Genomic DNA, 18,599 nt, shown 5'->3' with positions numbered 1-18,599 from the left:
CAGCGGAACGATTTGCATGTCGCGCCACGATCCATTCCGTTTACCGGAATTTTTTCTAAATTCATCCCGTTCAGCAGAATTCGAAATTGACGCTCCGAAATATGGCTGGCTAGAGTCCGCGTCATTGGCATACCGGCCACGCGGTGTGCGAACCCGGAGCTTCCCATGTCGTTTCTCACGCTTACGGATCTGACGAAAACCTTCGGCGACCTCACCGCCGTCGCCGACGTCAACCTGTCGGTCGAACAAGGCGAATTCGTGTCGCTGCTCGGGCCGTCGGGCTGCGGCAAGACCACCACGCTGCAGATGATCGCCGGCTTCGTCGACGTCACGCACGGGCGCATCGCGCTCGACGGGCAGGACATCACGCACCTGAAGCCGAACCGGCGCGGGCTCGGCATCGTGTTCCAGAGCTATGCGCTGTTTCCGCACATGAGCGTCGCGGAAAACGTCGGCTTCGGCCTCGACATGCGCGGCGTCGACAAGGCCGAGCGCACGGAGCGCATCCGCGCCGCGCTCGCGCTCGTGCGCCTCGATACCCTCGCGCACCGCTTTCCGCGCGAGCTGTCGGGCGGCCAGCGGCAGCGTGTCGCGATCGCGCGTGCGGTCGTGATCGAGCCGCCGGTGCTGCTGCTCGACGAACCGATGTCGAACCTCGACGCGAAGCTGCGCGAGGACATGCAGTTCGAGCTGCGCGCCATCCAGCGCAAGATCGGCACGACGACGATCATGGTCACGCACGATCAGTCGGAAGCGTTGTCGATCAGCGACCGCGTGGTCGTGATGGAAGCAGGCCGCATCACGCAGACCGACACGCCGTACCGTGCATACGAGCGCCCGGAAAACCGCTTCGTGTCGCAGTTCATCGGCAAGGCGAACCTGCTGCCCGGCACGATCGTCGCGCACGACGGCGACGCGATCCGCATCGACCTCGGGCACGACCTCACCGAGACGGGACACACCGCGCTTCTGCCGCCGCGCGAGCGCGACATGGGCGTCGGCGATGCCGTGTCGGTCTGCATCCGCCCGGAAAAGCTGCGGCTGTGCGCGCCCGATGCCGGCCGCTTCGCCGCGACCGTCACGAGCCGCTTCTTTCTCGGCAGCCAGTGGCTGTACCGCGTCGACAGCGCGCTCGGCGAAGTGCTCGTGTGCTGCCAGAACGAAGGCGCGGAACCGCTCGCGGAAGGCGCACCGGTCGGCATCGACTGGCATAGCGACGCGGTGCGCGTGATGCGCCGGGAGGCCTGAATGGGACAGCCCACCCGCCCGCTGACCACCGACGACGTGCCGGCCGGCCTCGCGCAGCCCGACACGCCGACACGCACCGTCGCCGTCCGGCGCACACCACGCGCGACCTGGCGCGCGCATGCGCCGCTGTGGCTGATGTGCGCACCCGCCTTCGCGCTGTTCGCCGCGCTCGTGCTCGTGCCGCTCGCGATGACGTTCGTGCTGACGTTCTACCGCTTCGACCCGGCGACGGGCGCGATCGCCGCGTTCCAGTTCGGCAACTACGCGGAAGTGCTCGGCTCGTCGTACTTCCACACGATCTTCCTGCGCACGTTCGGGATCGCCGCACTCACGACCGCGATCTGCGTCGCGATCGGCACGCCGGAAGCGTACGTGCTGTCGAAAATGCGCGACCCGTGGCGCTCGCTGTTCCTGCTCGCGATCCTCGCGCCGCTGCTCGTGTCGGTCGTCGTGCGCGCGTTCGGCTGGAGCATGCTGCTGAACACGAGCGGGCTCGTGAACCAGGCGCTCGGTCTCGCGGGCCTCGGGCCGTACAAGCTCGAATACACGACCTTCGCGATCGTGATCGCACTGGTGCACGTGATGCTGCCGTTCATGGTGATTCCGGTGTGGACCGCGCTGCAACGGCTCGATCCGCAGACCGAGCACGCAGCGCTGTCGCTCGGGGCGTCGCCGTTCACGACGCTGCGCCGCATCGTGCTGCCGCAGCTGATGCCGGGCGTGCTGTCGGGCAGCCTGATGGTGTTCGGGCTGTCGGCAAGCGCGTTCGCGATTCCCGGCCTGCTCGGCGGACGCCGGCTGAAGGTCGCGGCCACGGCCGTCTACGACGAATTCCTCGGCTCGCTGAACTGGCCGCTCGGCGCGACGATCGCGGTGCTGCTGCTCGCCGCGAACCTCGTCGTGATGCTCACCTACTACCGCGTGCTCGAACGCCGCTACGCGCGCAGCCTCGGAGGCGCATCCCGATGAGAAAGAACGGCCCCTTCGCCCTCGCGTTCCACACGCTCGTGATCGTGTTCGTGCTCGCGCCGCTCGCGATCGTCGTGCTGGTCGCGTTCACGCCGGACGAAACGCTGACGCTGCCGACCCACGGGCTGTCGCTGCGCTGGTTCCGCGCGATCCTCGACTACCCGGACTTCGTCACCGCGTTCCTCAACAGCCTGAAGCTCGCCTTCGCATCGGCGACGCTGTCGCTCGCGATCGCGCTGCCGGCGGGCCTCGCGATCGGCCGCGCGACGTTTCCGGGCCGCGCGTTCCTGAACGGGCTGCTGCTGTCGCCGCTGGTGATCCCCGGCCTCGTGCTCGGCATCGCGTTGCTGCGCTTCTTCGCGCTGATCGGCGCGACCGGCTCGTTCGCGTGGCTCGTGCTCGCGTACATGATCGTCATCACGCCGTTCGTGATGCGGCTCGTGCTCGCGTCCGTCGCCGGCCTCGACCGCAGCATCGAGCAGGCCGCGTGCTCGCTCGGCGCGGACCCGTGGACGACCTTCCGCCGCATCACGCTGCCGATGATCGTGCCCGGCATCACCGGCGGGTGGCTGCTCGCGTTCATCAACAGCTTCGACGAGCTGACGATGTCGATCTTCGTCACGTCGCCGCAGACGGTCACGCTGCCGGTGCGCATGTACATGTACGCGACCGAGTCAATCGACCCGATGATGGCGTCGGTGTCGGCGCTCGTCATCTTCATCACTGCCGGCGCGATGCTGCTGCTCGATCGCGCGTACGGCCTGAACCGCATCCTGATCGGCCAACACTGACGATGACTTCCGTTTCCCGTTCCTCCGACATCGCCGACGACGGCCCGCAATTCGTGCGCGTCGCCGAACGCGAGCGCGCCGTCATCGCGTTCACGCTCGACGGCCGCCCCGCGCACGCGCTTGCCGGTGACACCGTGCTCACCGCGATCCTCGTCGCTCAGCGCCGCGTGCGCGTGAGCGAATTCAGCGGCCTGCCGCGCGCGGGCTTCTGCCTGATCGGTGCGTGCCAGGACTGCTGGGTGCGCACCGAGGCAGGCGCACGCGTGCGCGCGTGCTCGACGCCGATCGCCGACGGCATGCGGATTGTCACTGGCGCGCAGCCCGTGGCAACCGGAGACATGCGATGAACGATGCACTGCAACCGGTGATCGTCGGCGCGGGCCCGGCCGGGGTGCGCGCGGCCGAGGCGCTGGTCGACGCGGGGCTGCGCCCCGTCGTGCTCGACGAGAACGCGCGCTGGGGCGGGCAGATCTACCGGCAACCGCCGGCGGATGGTGCTTTCGCGCGCGGCAAGCGCACGCTGTATGGGTTCGAGGCCGCCAAGGCCGACGCCGTGCACCGGACCATGGCCGCGCTGCTGCCGCACGTCGACTACCGGCCGGACACGCTCGCGTGGGCATGTGGCGCGGGCCGCGTCGATACGCTGCAGGGCGGCCACGAAGTGGCCGTGCCGTATTCGCACCTGATCGTCGCAAGCGGCGCGACCGACCGGATGCTGCCGGTGCCGGGCTGGACCCTCGCGGGCGTCTATACGCTCGGCGGCGCGCAGGTCGCGCTGAAGGCGCAAGGCTGCGCGATCGGCCGGCGCATCGTGTTCGCGGGCACGGGGCCGCTGCTGTATCTCGTCGCGTACCAGTATGCGAAGGCCGGCGCGCACGTCGCGGCCGTGCTCGACACGAGCCCGCTGCGACGCCAGGCTGCCGCCGCGCCCGCGCTGCTGCGCATGCCTTCCACCTTCGCGAAGGGGCTGTATTACATCGGCTGGCTGCGCGCGCACGGCGTCGCGGTCGAAACGGGCGTCACGCTCGAGCGCGTGCTCGGCGAACGGCATGTGACGGGGCTCGCGTGGCGCGCGGCCGGCGCCGATACACCGCCGCGCGTGCTCGACTGCGATGCGCTCGGCCTCGGCTTCGGCCTGCGTTCGGAAACGCAGCTCGCCGATCTTGCCGGCTGCCGGTTCGGTTTCGACCCGGTCAATCGTGCATGGCTGCCCGAGCGCGACGCGGCCGGCCGCACGTCGGTGCGCGGGATTTACGTCGCGGGCGACGGCGCAGGCATCGCGGGTGCCGACGCGGCCGAAGCGTCGGGCCGGCGCGCGGCGCTCGCGTTGCTCGACGACGCGGGCATGGCGCCGCCCTCGCCGTCCGGCAAGCCCGATGCGGCGACGCTCGAACGCACGCTCGCGCGCATCGGCGCCTTCCGCACGGGCCTCGAAGCGGCGTTCGCGCCGCCCGTCGAGCAGGCCGCACGCTGCGCCGACGATACGATCGTGTGCCGCTGCGAGGAGATCGACGCGGGCGCGCTGCGCCGCTGCATCCGTGACGGCGCAGCGACCGAGCTGAACCGGCTGAAAGCGCTGACGCGGGTCGGGATGGGCCGCTGCCAGGGCCGCATGTGCGGCGACGCGGCCGCGCTCGTGCTGGCCGCGGAAACCGGCCGCCCGCTGGCCGACATCGGCCGGTTGCGCGCGCAACCGCCCGTGAAGCCGTTCCCCATCTCGGCCGCGCTAGGCGGCGACGACGTCGCGGCAATTCCCGACGAGGCGCGCGATGAGTGAGATCCGGCATTACGACGTCGCGATCGTCGGCGGCGGCCTCGTCGGCGCGTCGGCCGCGCTGGCGCTGACACGGCGGGGCCTGCGCGTCGGGCTGTTCGAGCGGCGCGACTGCGGCGCGCAGGCGAGCGGCGTGAACTACGGCGGCGTGCGCTGCCAGGGCCGCCCGGCCGAGCAACTGCCGCTCGCGTTGCGCGCGCGGCGCATCTGGGATCGCCTGCCCGAACTGATCGGCATCGACGGCGAATTCGTCGTATCGGGCCATTTGCGGCTCGCGCGCAGCGACGCCGATCTCGACGCGCTCGACGCGTACGCGACGCTCGCCGGCGAGCACGGCCTGCCGCTGCAGGTGATGCGCGGCGACGCGTTCCGCCGCCGCTATCCGTGGCTCGGCCGCGCGGCGCTCGGCGGTTCGCTGTGCGCGACCGACGGCCACGCGAACCCGCGCCTCGTGTCGCCCGCGTTCGCGCGCGCGGCCCGCGCGGCGGGCGCCGACGTGTTCGAGCACACGCCGGTCGGCGACGTTTACCACGACGGCGCGCGCTTCCACTTTCAAGCGGGCGGCCGCGCGTGCAGCGCGACGTGGCTGATCAATTCGGCCGGCGCGTGGGCGAACACGATCGCCGAGCGCTTCGGCGAAGCCGTGCCGATGGAGCCGATCTACCCGAACATGTGGGTGACCGAACCGCTCCCGCCGTTCATCACGCACAACCTCGGCGTCTATGGCGGCGGCGTGTATGCGCGGCAGGTCGCGCGCGGCAATTGCGTGATCGGCGGCGGGCGCGGCCGCGGCGACGGCGAGTTCGGCCAGCCGTCGGTCGATACGACGCGCGCGGCGATGCGCGACGCCTGTGCGCTGCTGCCCGCGCTGCGCGACGCGCTGCTGATCCGCACGTGGAGCGGCGTCGAAGGCTGCACGCCCGACCACAACCCGATCATCGGCGCGAGCCGCACGACGCCGAATCTGCTGCATGCGTTCGGTTTTTCCGGCGGCGGCTTCCTGCTCGCGCCGGGTGTCGGCGACGTGCTCGCCGATCTCGTCACGACCGGCGAAACCGCCACGCCGCTCGACGCGTTCTCGATCGGCCGTTTCGCCCCGCAAGCCACGCCGACCACCCCTTTCCCCCAAGAGGAGACCCACAAGTGAAACTGCTCGGAACGATTGCGGCCGCCGCCGCTCTCTGCGTCGCGGGCGTGAGCGCGCCCGCGTTCGCGCAAACGAAGACGATCTACGTCGGCATGAACGGCGGCCCGATGGAGAAGGCCTATACGAGCCAGGTGCTGCCCGAGTTCGAGAAGGCGAACAACGTGAAGGTCGTCGTCGTGCCCGGCACGTCGTCGGACGTGCTCGCGAAGCTGCTCGCGAACCGCAACAAGCCGCAGATCCACGTCGCGCTCCTCGACGACGGCGTGATGGCGCGCGCGGTCAGCCTCGGCGTGTGCCAGAAGCTCGACGACTCGCCGGTGCTGAAGGAGCTGTATCCGTTCGCGCGAATGAAGGACGACGTCGGCGCAGGCGTTCAGCTCGGGATGACCGGCATCGCGTACAACAAGAAGCTGTTCGCGGAAAAGGGCTGGGCACCGCCGACGTCGTGGATGGATTTCGCGGATCCGAAATACAAGGGCAAGGTCGTGTTCCAGTCGGCGTCGAGCAGCACGTTCGGGCTGCACGGCTTCCTCGCGATCAACCGGCTGCTCGGCGGCAGCGAGCAGAACGTCGAGCCAGGCTTCAGCAAGTGGGCGAGCACGGTCGGGCCGAACGTCGTCGAGTACATCCCGAACTCGGCGAAGATCTCCGAGATGGTGCAGACCGGCGAGGCCGGCCTGTTCCCGCTCACGCCGACCGGCGTCGGCGACCTGCAGGACAAGGGCATCCCGGTTGCGTACGCGAACCCGAAGGAAGGCCCCGTGCTGCTGCTCGTCGACCTGTGCGTGGTCGCGAACAACCCCGATCCGCAGCTGGCGCAGAAGCTCGCGCAGTTCCTGCTGTCCGCGCCCGCGCAGACGAAGGCCGCCGAGGCCGGCAAGCAGATCCCGACCAACCGCGTCGCGAAGATGCCCGCCGCGATGCAGCAGAGCCTCGGCAACGTCGACGACCTGGTGCGCAAGGTAACGGTCGTCGACTGGACCGCAATCAACGCGCGCCGCGCGCAGTGGGATACTCGCTGGAACCGGCAGATCGAGCGGTAGGCCTGCGACGCGCGTCACAACGGCTGGCTGTCGATCCGCAGCAGGTTCACGACCGACACGACGCCGTCGACGCCCCGCGCCGCCTCGGCCGCGAGCGCCACCTGGCCCGTGTCGGACACCGACCCGGCAAGCGTCACGACACCGTCGCGCACGCGTACCAGCACGCGCGTCGCATTCAGCCCCTGCGTGCGGGCCAGCGCCGCGCTCACGCGCCGCATCAGCTTGCGGTCGGCCGCCTTGCGCTGCCTGACGACCGATGCCGCCGCCGGCGCGGCAGCGACAACCGGCGCGGATGAAGGCGCGACTGTCGCGTCCGATTGCGCCAGCGCCGGCGTCAGTGCGGTACAGCACGTTGCGATCGCCAGCACGATGCGATAAACGGACTTCATCAGGATTTTCATGAGGATTCCTCTTTTCGTAGAATGAGAAAAACGCTGCGTTCAGAAGCGCGTCATCATCCCGAGCGTCGCGCCGGTCGTCGCACTCGCGCCCGGTCGCAAACCCAAAGCGGCACGCGTCACGGGGTCGCGCATATAGGCGCCCGTCATGCCGTTGCGATCGAGTTCGACGTACAGTTCGGTGCGCTTCGACAGGAAGTACTCGGCAACCGCGTAGACCGTCAGCTTGTTGCCGTCGGCACCCGGGACGTTGCCGATGCGGCGCGCGATGTCGTAGAAGCCCGCTGCGGAAAACTGCAACCGCGGCGTCGCCTGCACGAGCAGCGCGAGCGACGGAATATCGTCGTGTCGCGTCGGCGCGCCGGCGCGTTGTGCGGTCACGGCCAGCGACGCGTAGCTGGCATACAGGCGCGCGGGCCCGAACTGCAATGTGCCGCCCGTCTGGATCGTCTGCGCGGATTGCGTGCCGTCGGCGCTGTACGTCTTCGAATAGGACGCGCCACCCATCACGTTCGCGAACGAATACATTGCCGCCGCCGAGAAATTCGTCCCGGCGCGCGTGTTGCCCGCGACCCCACCCGGCGAATAGCTCGCGCCGAACCTCAGGCCGCCCGCCTGGCCGAGATACTTGATCGTGTTGTTGAAGCGCGAATCGAGCGTGAAGAAGTTGCCCGCGAACTGCACGCCCGGCTCGACCGCCAGCGATTGCCCGCGCCCGCCGAGCGGATCGAGTGCGATGCCGAGATCCTCGGCCGCATTGAACTGGCGGCCGAACGTGAATCGCCCGAACGCGCCCGACACGCCGACATACGCGGCCTGCGAGAACAGCGTGCCCGGCGTCTTCAACGCGCCGGTGCCGGTGTTGTACGCGCCGTCGAGGACGAACAGCGCGGTCGTGCCGCCGCCCAGGTCCTCCTTGCCGCGAATCCCGAACTCGTTGCCGGCGATGATGTTGGTGCCGTTGAAGCCCACCTGGCTGCCGCCCTGTTGCCCGTTGACCCATCGCACGCCGCCGCCGACCTGGCCGAACAGCGTCACGCTCGACTGCGCGTGCGCGCTTCCCCACAGCGTGCCGATCAGCGCCGCCGCGATCATCTTCTTCATGTCTCCTCCTGCCGCGTCGTCGCGCGGCGTTTCGTGGTACTGCTCCCGTCGAAAGGCGCCGCGGCCCGGCTGGCGGGCCGTACGCCGAATGCGATGCAATGCGATGTGCGCGGCACGCGCTAGCGGCCGCACGCGCCGACCGTCGGCGCGGCACGCTCCGTGTCGCCCGCGAGGCGCCGCAGCGAACGCTGCGGATCGAGGCACCAGGCGCCGAGCACGCCGCACGCGATCAACACGACGCCGCACACGACGCCCGCCTGTTCGAAACCGCGCGCGACCGACGCGCCGCTCGCCTCGATCAGCATCCCGGTAACGACCGGCGCGCCGAGGCCCGCGAGCGACGCGAAGCCGTTGCTGAGCGCGAGCACGCCGCCGCGCTGCGCGTCGGGCGTCACCTCGGCGAGCATTGCGGGGCCGATCGAGTACATCGTCAGCGTCAGGCCGCTGCCGAGCGTCAGCAGCACGAGCTTCGCCGCGCGCGGCAGCTCCGGCACCGGCAGCATGGCGAGCATCGCGCCGGCAATGGCGAGCGTGACGGCGATGAACGTGCCGCGCCCGTGGCGCGACGGCATGCCGCGCGCGAGCAAGGTTTGCGACAGCCAGGCCAGCGTGAGACTGAGCGGCGACGTGACCGCGACGAACAGCGCGAACATGCGCCCCGCCTCGTGCGGCCCGAAGCCGAGCCCGAGCTGCAGGTAGGTCGGCATCCACGTGAGCGTCATCGCGAGAATCCAGTTCGCCGCGAAATGGCCGAGGAAGTTGCCGAGCACCGTGCGGTCGGTCAGCAGACGCCCGTACGGCACGCGCTCGCCGCCGGCCGCACGCGGGCCGCGCGACAGCGTGCCCTCCTCGCCGAGCACCGCCCACGCGATGCACCACACGGCCCCGAGCACCGCCAGCACCGCGAAGTTCGCGCGCCAGCCCCAGTGCGACGTGACGACCGGAATCGCGAGCCCGGCGATCAGCAGGCCGAGCGCGCTGCCCTGGTGCAGCAGCGCGACCGGGAGATTGCGCCGCGTATCGGGAAACCATTTGTAGATCGCGTGCGTCGCGACCGGCGACGCGGGCCCTTCGCCGATGCCGAGCAGCACGCGGCACGCGATGACGACCCAGATCGAGCTTGCGACGAGCATCGGCAGTTGCAGCAGCGCCCATGCGGCCGCCATCGCGAACAGCAGCCATTTCGCGGGCCAGCGGTTCGCGGCGATACCGCCCGCGACCGCCGCGACCGCGAACAGCCAGTTGAGGCTGCCGCCGATCACGCCGAACTGCGTCGGGCTCAGATGCAGGTCGCGCATCATCGGCACCGACACGAGGCCGAGCACGACCTTGTCGAGAAAATTCACCAGCATCATCAGCGCGAGCATCGTCGCGATCGACCACGCCCGTCCGGGGCGGTATTGCGCACCATTCGTCATGGCTGTCTCCTGTGTATTTATCGTCGGCGGCCGGTGGCGTCGCGCTATCCGCCGCCGTGCTCGCCGGGCGCCGGCACCCGGTCGTCACGGTCCGGCAGGCCGAGCGAGAACTTCACCGGGAAGCGCACCGCGAGCGACCGGTCGGCCGCCACCTCGCGGGCGACGCGGCGTTCGCGCACGTGCGGATCGTCGAACACCGCGCTCGCGTCGGGCACGCGCGACACCGGCAGCCCGAGCGCGCCGAGCACGCGCATCCAGTCGTCCTGCGGGCGCGTCGCGAAGGTCGCGCGCAGCAGCGCGCCCAGCGCGTGCCGATGCTGCTGCCGGCCCGCGCGTTGCGCGAAACGCGGTTCGCGCAGCGCCGGATACGCGTCGCCGAGCGCATCGGCAAACGCGGCCCAGAACTTGTCCTCGAGCGTCGCGAGCACGATGTGCCGGCCATCGGCGGTCTCGAACAGGTCGTTGTCGGGCATCACCCAGCGCGCCGTGTCGGGCGTATCGCGGCCGGTGCGCAGCGCCCACGCGGCCGGTGCGGTCCACGCGAAGATCGCGTCGTGGATCGACACGTCGAGATGCTGGCCGCGCCCGCTCGCGCGTGCGCTCATCACGGCCACCGCCAGCGCGAGCGCGGCGTGCAACGCGGCCGCATGGTCGGCCAGCCGCACGCGCGGCCGCGAGACGGTGTCATGCAGCTGCGCGGGCACCGACCAGTAACCGGCGTCGGCCAGGAAGTTCAGGTCGTGGCCGGGACGGTTCGCATACGGGCCGTCCTGCCCGTAGCCGGTGATCGAGCACAGCACGACGCGCGGGTTCGCGTGCGCCAGCACGTCGTAGCCGAGCCCGAGCCGCGCCATCACGCCGGGCCGGTTGCCTTCGACCACCGCATCGGCGTCGCGCACGAGATCGAGAAAGCGTGCGCGGCCGTCGGGCGTCTTCAGGTCGAGCACGATCGAGCGCTTGCCGCGGTTGAACTGCGCGAACGTGTCGGCGCCGAACTGGCGCAACGCGTCGCCGCCCGGCGGCTCGACCTTGATCACGTCGGCGCCGAGCTGGCGCAGCAACGCGCACGCATGCGGGCCGGGCAGCAGCTGGCCGGCATCGACGATCCGCACGCCGCGCAGGCACGACCAGGCCGGCGCGTCGCTGTCACCATCGGCGGCAGGCCATGCGCCGCGTGCGTCGTCGCGAGCCGTCATGCAGCGCCTCCCGGGCCGGCCGGTTCGAGAATCGCCTTCGCGATCGTGTTGCGCTGGATCTCGCTGGTGCCGGTCAGGATCCGGAACATCCGCAGCTTGCGGAACGTCTGCTCGACCGGATGGCCGCGCGTGACACCGACGTTGCCGTGGATCTGCACTGCCTTGTCCGCGACCTCGAAACAGCGCTCCGACACGTACAGCTTGCAGGCGGCGGCCGTCATCCGCAGGTCGGCGCCCGCATCGGCGAGTGCGGCCGTATGCGCGATCATGCTTTCGCATGCCCACAGCGCGGCGGCCATGTCGGCGAGCATGTGCTGAATCGCCTGGAACCGCGCGATCGGGCCGCCGAACTGCCGGCGCGTGCGTGCGTAATCGAGCGACGCCCGGTACGCCGACATCGCGAGGCCAAGCATCGTCGGGCAATGCAGCAGCCGGTTCACGTTGATGCGCGACATGCCGAGCCGGAAGCCGTTGCCGAGCCCGCCGAACACGTTCTCGCGCGGCACGCGCACGTCGACGAAGCGGATGTCCGCATCGATGTGCTGGCCGGACATCGGCACGTATTCGTGCTCGACGCTCACGCCGGGCAGGTCGAGATCGACCAGCACGGCCGTGATCTGCGGCGGCGTCGCGGACGCATCGGTCACGCACATCACGATCGCGAAATCGGCGAACGGCGCGCCGCTGATGTAGTGCTTCGTGCCGTTGATCACGAGCGCATCGCCGTCCTCGACCGCCGTGGTGCGGATGCTCATCGCGTCGGAGCCCGAGTGCGGCTCGGTCAGCGCGAAGCACGTCGATTTCTCGCCGCGCATCACCGGCTTGAAATAGCAATCGAGCTGCGCGGGCGTCGCGTACTTCAGCATGTTGCCGACGCGCGGCGGCCCGCCGAGTTCGCCGAGCACGTGCGGCGCGAGCGCCGCGCCGCTCGCGGCGAGGTCGGCCTTCAGCGCGCACACCTCGGCGATCGACAGCCCGTGTCCGCCGATCTCGACGGGCAGGCTCGCCGTATAGAAGCCGAGCGCGGCCGAGCGTTGCCAGACGCGGCGCAGCACGTCGCGCGGCCACACGTCTTCCGAGTCGAGCCGCAGCTCGCGCTCGATCGGGCGCAGTTCGTCGTCGACGAAGCGCAGGGCGGCCGCGCGCAGCGCGACGAATTCAGGGCGTTGCAGATGATCGAACATGGCGGATTCCTTCAGTTGACGCGGCGCGCGACACCGCGCCAGTACGGCTCGCGCACGAGCTTGCGGGCGATCTTGCCGTTCGCGTTCTTCGGCAGCTCGGCGACGAAATCGATGGAGCGCGGCAGCTTGTAGTCGGCGAGCTGCGCGCGGCAGTGCGCGACCAGATCGTTCGCGTGCGCATCACGGCCGGCACGCAGCACGACCACCGCCTTCACGGCCTCGCCCCACTTGTCGTCGGGCACGCCGACCACGCACGCCTCGAGCACGCCTTCGTGCCGGTACAGCGCCGCTTCGACTTCGGTCGGATACACGTTGAAGCCGCCCGAGATGATCATGTCGTGCTTGCGGTCGACCAGATAGATGAAGCCGTCGCGATCGGTACGCGCGAGGTCGCCCGTGTGCAGCCAGCCGTCGACCAGCACCTCGCGCGTCAGCTCCGGCGCATTCCAGTAGCCCTGGAACACGTCCGCGCCGCGAATCACGATCTCGCCGATCGCGTCGCCTTCGACTTCGCGCCCGTCGGCATCGACCACCCGCACCTCGGTTTCGCCGAGTGGCCGGCCGCACGACGCGAGCCGCTCGCGGTCGTGCAGCAGCGCGTGCGCGTGGTCGGCGATGCCGAGCCGCGTGACGCCCGACGTCGATTCGCTCGCGCCATAGCCTTGCGACAGCACGGGGCCGATGCGCGCCCATGCTTCCTCGATGCGCGCCGGCGCCATCGGCGCCGCGCCGTAGCCGAGCACCTTCAGGCTGCGCAAGTCGGCCTGCGCGAGCTCCGGCGCGTTCAGCAGCATGTTGACCATCGCCGGCACCATGAACGTGTGCGTGATGCGCTGGCGCGCGACCTCGGCGAGGAAATGCGCGGGCTCGAACGCGTCGAACAGCACGAGCGTCGCGCCGCAGAACAGGTACGGCTGCATCAGCATCCCGGACGCATGCGTGATCGGGCCGATCAGCGCGAGTCGGTCGCCGGGCTGCGCGGGGCGGTCCATCCCCAGCACGATCTTGCGCAGCGACGCGAGCCGGTTGCCGTAGCTCTGCATCGCGGCCTTGATGCGCCCCGTCGAGCCGGACGAGAAATGCAGCACGGCGAGGTCGTCCGGCGCCGGCTGATAGTCGGGCGGCGTATCGCCGCCCTTCGCGACCAGCGTGTCGTAGTCGAGATAGCCGGTCGTCGCACCGCCGATCGACACGAACCGCTCGACCGACGCAAAGCCCGGCGAATCGGGCGTGTAATCCGTGTAGCCGCGCCCGCCGATGAACGCGGCGGGCGCGCAGTTGCCGACGACGTCGGCCGCCTCGGCCGCCGTGAAGCGCGGATTCAGCGCGGCTTTCACGAGGCCGGCCTTGTACAGCGCGCATTCGATCTCGACGAGCTCGATGCAGTTGCGCGCCTGCACGGCGATGCGGGTACCGGGCGCGAAGCCGAGGCCGCGCAGCGCGTTCGCGAGCCGGGTCGAGCGCTCGTCGAGCTGGCGGTACGTGACGGCACGGTCGCGGTGGATCACGGCGGGCTGGCTGCCCCAGTAGCGGGCCGCGCGCCGCAGGAAGTAGGCGAAGCTCAAATCGATTCTCCTGGTCGAACAGTGCCGCCAGTCTGTAAGATGCCCAGGCATCACCACAATGCATCACCGGATATAAAGTCATAACCGCCAGGAATCCCCCGATGGACACGCGCGATCTGGAGTACCTGCTGGCCGTCGAGCGGCACGGCAGCATCGGCAAGGCCGCCGAGGCGCTGGGGCTGTCGCAGCCGGCGCTCACGAAAGCCGTGCAGCGGCTGGAGGGGCAAGTCGGCGTGACGCTGTTCGAGCGCACCGCGAACGGGATGACGCCGACACCGGCCGGCGCACGCTTCGTCGCGCGCGCGCAGCGGATCGCGCTCGAGTTCGACGACGCGATGCAGGAGATGCGCGCGATCCGCGGTGGCGAACAGGGCGTGGTGCGGATCGGCTACTCGCCGACCGTGCCCAATGCGTTCGTGCTCGGTGCGTGCCGGCAACTGATCCGCGAACGGCCGGCCGCGCGGCTGCGGCTGCGCTGCCGGCTCGCGCGCGAACTGCTCGACCTGCTCGCGGCCGGCGAGCTCGATCTCGTCGTCGCGCCCGAACCGCAGCAGCCGGACGCCGGCCTCGACACCATCGCGCTGTTCGACGACCGGCTGACGGTGCTCGCCGACGCCGCGCACCCGCTGCAGCGCAAGCGCGGGCTCACGCTCGCGGATCTCGCCGATCAGGAGTGGCTGCTGCCGGAAGCGACGATTCCCGTGCGGCACCGGATCGACGACGCGTTCCGCGCACGCGGCCTGCCCGCGCCGCGCCTGCGCATCGAGACCGATTTCGGCAATACGTCGCTGCTGCAGCTGTTGCGCGGCACGCCGCTGCTATGCGTCGGCGGCGCGGATGCGCTCGACCAGGTGACCGGGTTGCGCGCGCTCGACCTGCGGGCCGGCGAGCTCGACCTGGACCGCCGCATCGGCGCGATGCACCGGGCAGGCGCGTACGTGCCGCCGCTGGCGCAGCGGATGATCGCGCTGCTGCGGGAAAGCGTGGGGTAGGCGCGGGGAAGCGCCGCGACCATCATCAGCGGGAGTGATGACCCTCCCCTTTTTCTGCGGATTTGACCGGGCGCACGGTGCCGACAACACTAGCCCGCAGTGCTGCTCAGACGGCACGCGCCCGCTTCCCCTTCAGAGTCCGCCATGGTCCCGACCGACATCATGCAATCCCCGAGCGCCGCCCGGCCGCTCGCCGACCGGCAGCTGCGCCGAATCGTCATCGCCTCCGTCGCCGGCAACGCGATGGAGTGGTACGACTTTTTCGTGTACGGCACGGCCGCGGCGCTCGTGTTCGGCCATGTGTTCTTCCCGCCCGGCGCATCGGCGCTCACGGGCAGCCTCGCCGCGTTCGCGGCCTTCGCGCTGGGCTTCGTCGCGCGGCCGCTCGGCGGGATCGTGTTCGGCCACGTCGGCGATCGCTACGGGCGCAAGGCGTCGCTCGTGTGGACGCTGCTGATCATGGGCGCGTCGACCTTCGCGATCGGCCTGCTGCCGACCTATGCGCAGATCGGCGTGTGGGCGCCCGCCGCGCTCGTCGTGCTGCGCCTGTTGCAAGGCATCGCGTCCGGCGGCGAATGGGGCGGCGGCGTGCTGATGATCAGCGAGAACGCGCCGCCGGAACAGCGCGGCTACTACGCCGCATGGAGCCAGCTCGGCGTGGGCGGCGGGTTCGTGCTGTCGTCGGCCGCGTTTCTCGCCGCGCAGGCGCTGCCGGACGACGCGTTCCGCACGTGGGGCTGGCGGCTGCCGTTCCTCGCGAGCGTCGCGATCTTCGCGATCGGCATCTATATCCGCCGCCATCTGCCGGAAAGCCGCGACTTCGAGCAGGCCGGCAAGCGCGGCGCGCACACGCACCTGCCGATCGTCGAATGCATTCGTCGCCATCCGAAGGAAATCCTGCTCGCGATGGGGCTGCGCGTGGCCGAGAACGGCGGCGCGTACATCTTCCTCGCGTTCTCGCTCGTCTACGGCAAATACGTCGGCATCCCGAACGGCGTGATGCTGACCGGCGTGATGATCGCGATGATCGTCGAGATGGGCGCGATGCTCGCGTGGGGCAAGCTGTCCGACCGGATCGGCCGCAAGCCCGTGTACCTGATCGGCGCGCTGAGCCTCGTCGCGTGCGCGTTCCCGTTCTTCTGGCTGCTCGACACGCGCGTGACGCCGCTCGTGTGGCTCGCGCTCACGGTCGGCACCGCCGTGAGTCACGGTGCGATGATCGGCACGCTGCCCGCGCTCGTCGGCGAGCTGTTCAGCACCGAGGTGCGTTACTCGGGCGTCGCGCTCGGGCATGAAGTCGCGTCGATCTTCGCGGGCGGGATGTCGCCGCTGATCGCGACCGCACTGCTCGCGCGCTATCACGCGTCGTGGCCGGTGTCGCTGTTTCTCGTTGCGCTCGGCCTCGTGACCGTCGCGACGCTGTGCGTGATGCGCGAGACGCGCATCGCGCCCGACGCCGGCGCGCGCGGCGATACGGTGTGAGCGTGCGGCACGCGTCGGCCACATCCGCATCCGCATCCGTGCCCGTGCGCTTGCCGGCGGGTGTCGGACACACCGGCTCGCGGTGCCACGTGCGCGCTTTCGTGGCACCGCGAGCGCGCGCGACATCGACGTCCGGGCTACGCGTCCTGCCTGCTTCGCCCGCCGTCGAACACCGGCGCCAATCCCAGATGATCGAGCAACCGCGCGAATTCACCGAGCCGCTGCCGCATGTACGCGGGCACGTCCACGTCCGCATAGTCGTGGAAGCCGGCCCCCGTGCGCACGCCATCGCGCCCGGCTTCCATGTTGCGCACGACGCTCGCGGCCGGCGCGAAGCGCGGGCCGATCTCGCCGGCCAGATACTTCGACGCGTAGTACAGGATGTCGCAGCCGCCCCAGTCGATGAATTCGAGCAGCCCGAGCACCGCGAAGCGCGGGCCGAAGCCGGTGCGGATGGCCGTGTCGATATCCTCCGCGCTTGCGACGCCCTCCTCGACCATCCGCGCGGCCTCGTTCATCGCGAGCGCCTGGATGCGCGGCACGATGTAGCCGGGCGCCGGCCCGCAGATCACCGGCTTCTTGCCGACGCGTTCGAGCAGCGCGGCCAGCGCGTCGACCACCGACTGGGCAGTTGTGTCGCTGCGGCTGATCTCGACGAGCGGCATCAGCAATGCAGGGTTCAGCCAGTGCGCGTTCAGCATCCGCTCGGGGTGTGCGACATGGCGCTGCAACTCGGCGACGACGAACGTCGACGTGGTCGATGCAATCGTTGCGCGCGCATCGACATGCTCGCCGAGCCAGCGCAGCGCGTCGGCCTTCGCGTCGAGCACTTCGGGCAGCGCCTCGAACACGACCTCTGCATCGCGCACCGCATCGGCCGCGCCATCCCGAGAAACGATCTCGATGCGCGAGACGACCGCATCGGCCTGCGCGGCATCGATGCGGTCGAGCGCAACCTGCGCCTGCAGCGGCCTGGCGATCTCGTCGCGCGTGCGATCGTCGAAGGCGCGTTGGCCAGCCGCATCGCGCCGCTTGAAGTCGATCAGCGTCACGTCGATTCCGGCAAAGGCAAACACGAGCGCGATTCCCTGCCCCATGCGCCCCGCGCCGAGCACGTGTACACGCGTCACATCGGCGGCCGCGCTCATGCTGATACTCCCGCGACTCCGTTGTCGAGCAGCGCACGCATCGCGTCCTTCGACAGCGCCGCGATCCCGAGCCGCTCCAGCGTGCGCCCTTGCGCATACAGGTCGCGCACCGCCACCGCGCTCGCGATGCTCAGCAGCCCCTGCGCGACCGGCGTCGGCACGCCGGCCCAGCGCCCGCACGACACGATGAACGACAGCCCGAGCCGGGTGTCCTCGAGCATGTAGCGATGGGCACGCAGATCGATCTTCTCGCGCCAGTCGCCGCTATCGGTCAGCTTGCCGTGCGCGCCGCGCCCGTACATCCATTCGTCGCCTTCCGCCGCGTAGTGATCGGCGAGCGGGAAATGCGGCGCGCGGTAGCCGAGCGCTTCGCGCACCGCGATGCGTTCGGCATCCAGCGCGTTCGTCACGCGGCGGATCGACGGCTGCGTGCCTTCGTTGTGGATGTCCCATGCGTCGAAGTGTTCGAGCGGCCCGGCGTTCATCAGGATCAGCGGCGGATGGATCACGGGCCCCGCGTTCATCAGTGCGCCGGACAACGCATCCTCGACCGGCTCGACCGACGGATAGCCCGCGCGCAACACGTCGAACGCCCAGCCGGCCGCATTCGCGGGAAATACGCCGGTCGGCAAGCGTGTCGCATAGGCGCTGATCACGACGTCGTTGTCGCCATGCTTGCGCACCAGATACGGCAGCGTGCCCGTCTCGGCGAACGCGACGCGCGAACGGTTGCCGGCATCGGCCGCCGCCTGCGCGAACACGACGCTGCCGAACGTGCCGGGCGGCAGGAACACGACCTGGCCGTCCTCCAGCAACGGCGCGACCTGCGCGGCGAGCGCGTCGTGCGACGTAGCCGGCAGCGGCACCACGACGAGTTGCGCACCGCGCAGCGCGGCCGTGAGCTCGCTGGTCAGGCGGATCGCACCCGGCGGCTCGCCGAGCGGTACCGCGCGCGTGCCGCGATAGTCGGTCACGCTCAGTACGCCGAGCTCGCGCAGCCGTGCATGCGGCTCGCGGTCGCGCCGCCACCACGTCACGTCATGGCCTTTCTCGAGCAGGTCGATCGCCGCCGCGTGGCAGCCGTGGCCGCCGCCCAGAACACATACCTTCATCGTCTTCTCCCGGTGATTGAGTGTTTCC

The 18,599-nt window shown here is 70.2% G+C and carries 17 protein-coding genes; 9 read left to right on the top strand and 8 right to left on the bottom strand.

Features of this window, described 5'->3' with window-relative positions; genetic code table 11:
- Nucleotides 1–165 precede the first annotated feature (165 nt).
- From LGM56_RS16065 to LGM56_RS16035, 7 genes are read left to right on the top strand one after another with little or no spacing between them, the layout of a single operon-like run.
- Entirely contained in the window at nt 166–1,248 is a 1,083-nt protein-coding gene (locus LGM56_RS16065; protein WP_089497591.1) for an ABC transporter ATP-binding protein, read from the top strand.
- The gene (locus LGM56_RS16060) at nt 1,249–2,217 is read left to right on the top strand and encodes an ABC transporter permease (protein WP_089497592.1); all 969 of its coding nucleotides are present in this window, start codon (nt 1,249–1,251) and stop codon (nt 2,215–2,217) included.
- Nucleotides 2,214–3,008, top strand: coding sequence for an ABC transporter permease (locus LGM56_RS16055; RefSeq protein WP_226205639.1), 795 nt, complete (start codon nt 2,214–2,216; stop codon nt 3,006–3,008). Before LGM56_RS16060 ends, LGM56_RS16055 begins: the two co-directional genes overlap by 4 nt.
- Nucleotides 3,009–3,010: 2 nt before the next feature.
- Nucleotides 3,011–3,355, top strand: coding sequence for a (2Fe-2S)-binding protein (locus LGM56_RS16050; protein WP_226205637.1), 345 nt, complete (start codon nt 3,011–3,013; stop codon nt 3,353–3,355).
- Nucleotides 3,352–4,785, top strand: a complete 1,434-nt coding sequence (locus LGM56_RS16045; protein WP_226205635.1) for an NAD(P)/FAD-dependent oxidoreductase — start codon at nt 3,352–3,354, stop codon at nt 4,783–4,785. Before LGM56_RS16050 ends, LGM56_RS16045 begins: the two co-directional genes overlap by 4 nt.
- On the top strand, nt 4,778–5,929 hold the full coding sequence (locus LGM56_RS16040) for an NAD(P)/FAD-dependent oxidoreductase (protein WP_226205633.1): 1,152 nt from the start codon (nt 4,778–4,780) through the stop codon (nt 5,927–5,929). The genes LGM56_RS16045 and LGM56_RS16040 overlap by 8 nt, the downstream gene beginning before the upstream one ends.
- Nucleotides 5,926–6,972, top strand: coding sequence for an ABC transporter substrate-binding protein (locus tag LGM56_RS16035; protein WP_226205631.1), 1,047 nt, complete (start codon nt 5,926–5,928; stop codon nt 6,970–6,972). Before LGM56_RS16040 ends, LGM56_RS16035 begins: the two co-directional genes overlap by 4 nt.
- A gap of 14 nt (nt 6,973–6,986) precedes the next feature.
- Here LGM56_RS16035 and LGM56_RS16030 read toward each other — a convergent pair whose 3' ends face one another.
- The 6 genes from LGM56_RS16030 to LGM56_RS16005 form a co-directional block, all read right to left on the bottom strand.
- Entirely contained in the window at nt 6,987–7,373 is a 387-nt protein-coding gene (locus tag LGM56_RS16030; RefSeq protein ID WP_226205629.1) for a BON domain-containing protein, read from the bottom strand.
- Between the two features lie 39 nt (nt 7,374–7,412).
- Nucleotides 7,413–8,474, bottom strand: a complete 1,062-nt coding sequence (locus LGM56_RS16025) for a porin (protein ID WP_226205627.1) — start codon at nt 8,472–8,474, stop codon at nt 7,413–7,415.
- Nucleotides 8,475–8,593: 119 nt separating this feature from the next.
- Nucleotides 8,594–9,892: an MFS transporter gene (locus LGM56_RS16020; protein ID WP_226205626.1), complete on the bottom strand. Its 1,299-nt coding sequence runs from the start codon at nt 9,890–9,892 to the stop codon at nt 8,594–8,596.
- A 44-nt stretch (nt 9,893–9,936) separates the two neighbouring features.
- Nucleotides 9,937–11,088: a CaiB/BaiF CoA transferase family protein gene (locus LGM56_RS16015; RefSeq protein WP_226205625.1), complete on the bottom strand. Its 1,152-nt coding sequence runs from the start codon at nt 11,086–11,088 to the stop codon at nt 9,937–9,939.
- Nucleotides 11,085–12,272 carry an acyl-CoA dehydrogenase family protein gene (locus LGM56_RS16010; protein ID WP_226205624.1) on the bottom strand — a complete coding sequence of 396 codons (1,188 nt, stop codon included), beginning with the start codon at nt 12,270–12,272 and terminating at the stop codon, nt 11,085–11,087. Before LGM56_RS16010 ends, LGM56_RS16015 begins: the two co-directional genes overlap by 4 nt.
- An 11-nt stretch (nt 12,273–12,283) precedes the next feature.
- Nucleotides 12,284–13,837 (bottom strand): AMP-binding protein, encoded by a 1,554-nt coding sequence (locus tag LGM56_RS16005; protein WP_226205622.1) that lies wholly within the window; start codon nt 13,835–13,837, stop codon nt 12,284–12,286.
- Between the two features lie 101 nt (nt 13,838–13,938).
- Here LGM56_RS16005 and LGM56_RS16000 point away from each other — a divergent pair, with 101 nt between their 5' ends.
- Nucleotides 13,939–14,829, top strand: a complete 891-nt coding sequence (locus LGM56_RS16000; RefSeq protein WP_226205620.1) for a LysR family transcriptional regulator — start codon at nt 13,939–13,941, stop codon at nt 14,827–14,829.
- 144 nt (nt 14,830–14,973) lie between these two features.
- Nucleotides 14,974–16,311, top strand: coding sequence for an MFS transporter (locus LGM56_RS15995; protein ID WP_226205618.1), 1,338 nt, complete (start codon nt 14,974–14,976; stop codon nt 16,309–16,311).
- 137 nt (nt 16,312–16,448) lie between these two features.
- Here LGM56_RS15995 and LGM56_RS15990 read toward each other — a convergent pair whose 3' ends face one another.
- Together LGM56_RS15990 and LGM56_RS15985 are read right to left on the bottom strand one after the other, a co-directional pair.
- Entirely contained in the window at nt 16,449–17,459 is a 1,011-nt protein-coding gene (locus LGM56_RS15990; protein ID WP_226205615.1) for a 3-hydroxybutyryl-CoA dehydrogenase, read from the bottom strand.
- The gene (locus tag LGM56_RS15985; protein WP_226205613.1) at nt 17,456–18,571 is read right to left on the bottom strand and encodes an NAD/NADP-dependent octopine/nopaline dehydrogenase family protein; all 1,116 of its coding nucleotides are present in this window, start codon (nt 18,569–18,571) and stop codon (nt 17,456–17,458) included. Before LGM56_RS15985 ends, LGM56_RS15990 begins: the two co-directional genes overlap by 4 nt.
- Nucleotides 18,572–18,599: the final 28 nt, after the last annotated feature.

This window comes from Burkholderia sp. AU38729 (assembly GCF_020419725.1).
GTDB lineage: Bacteria > Pseudomonadota > Gammaproteobacteria > Burkholderiales > Burkholderiaceae > Burkholderia.
The sequence above is the reverse complement of the archived record's forward strand: the minus strand, read 5'-3'. Positions and strand labels throughout refer to the sequence as shown.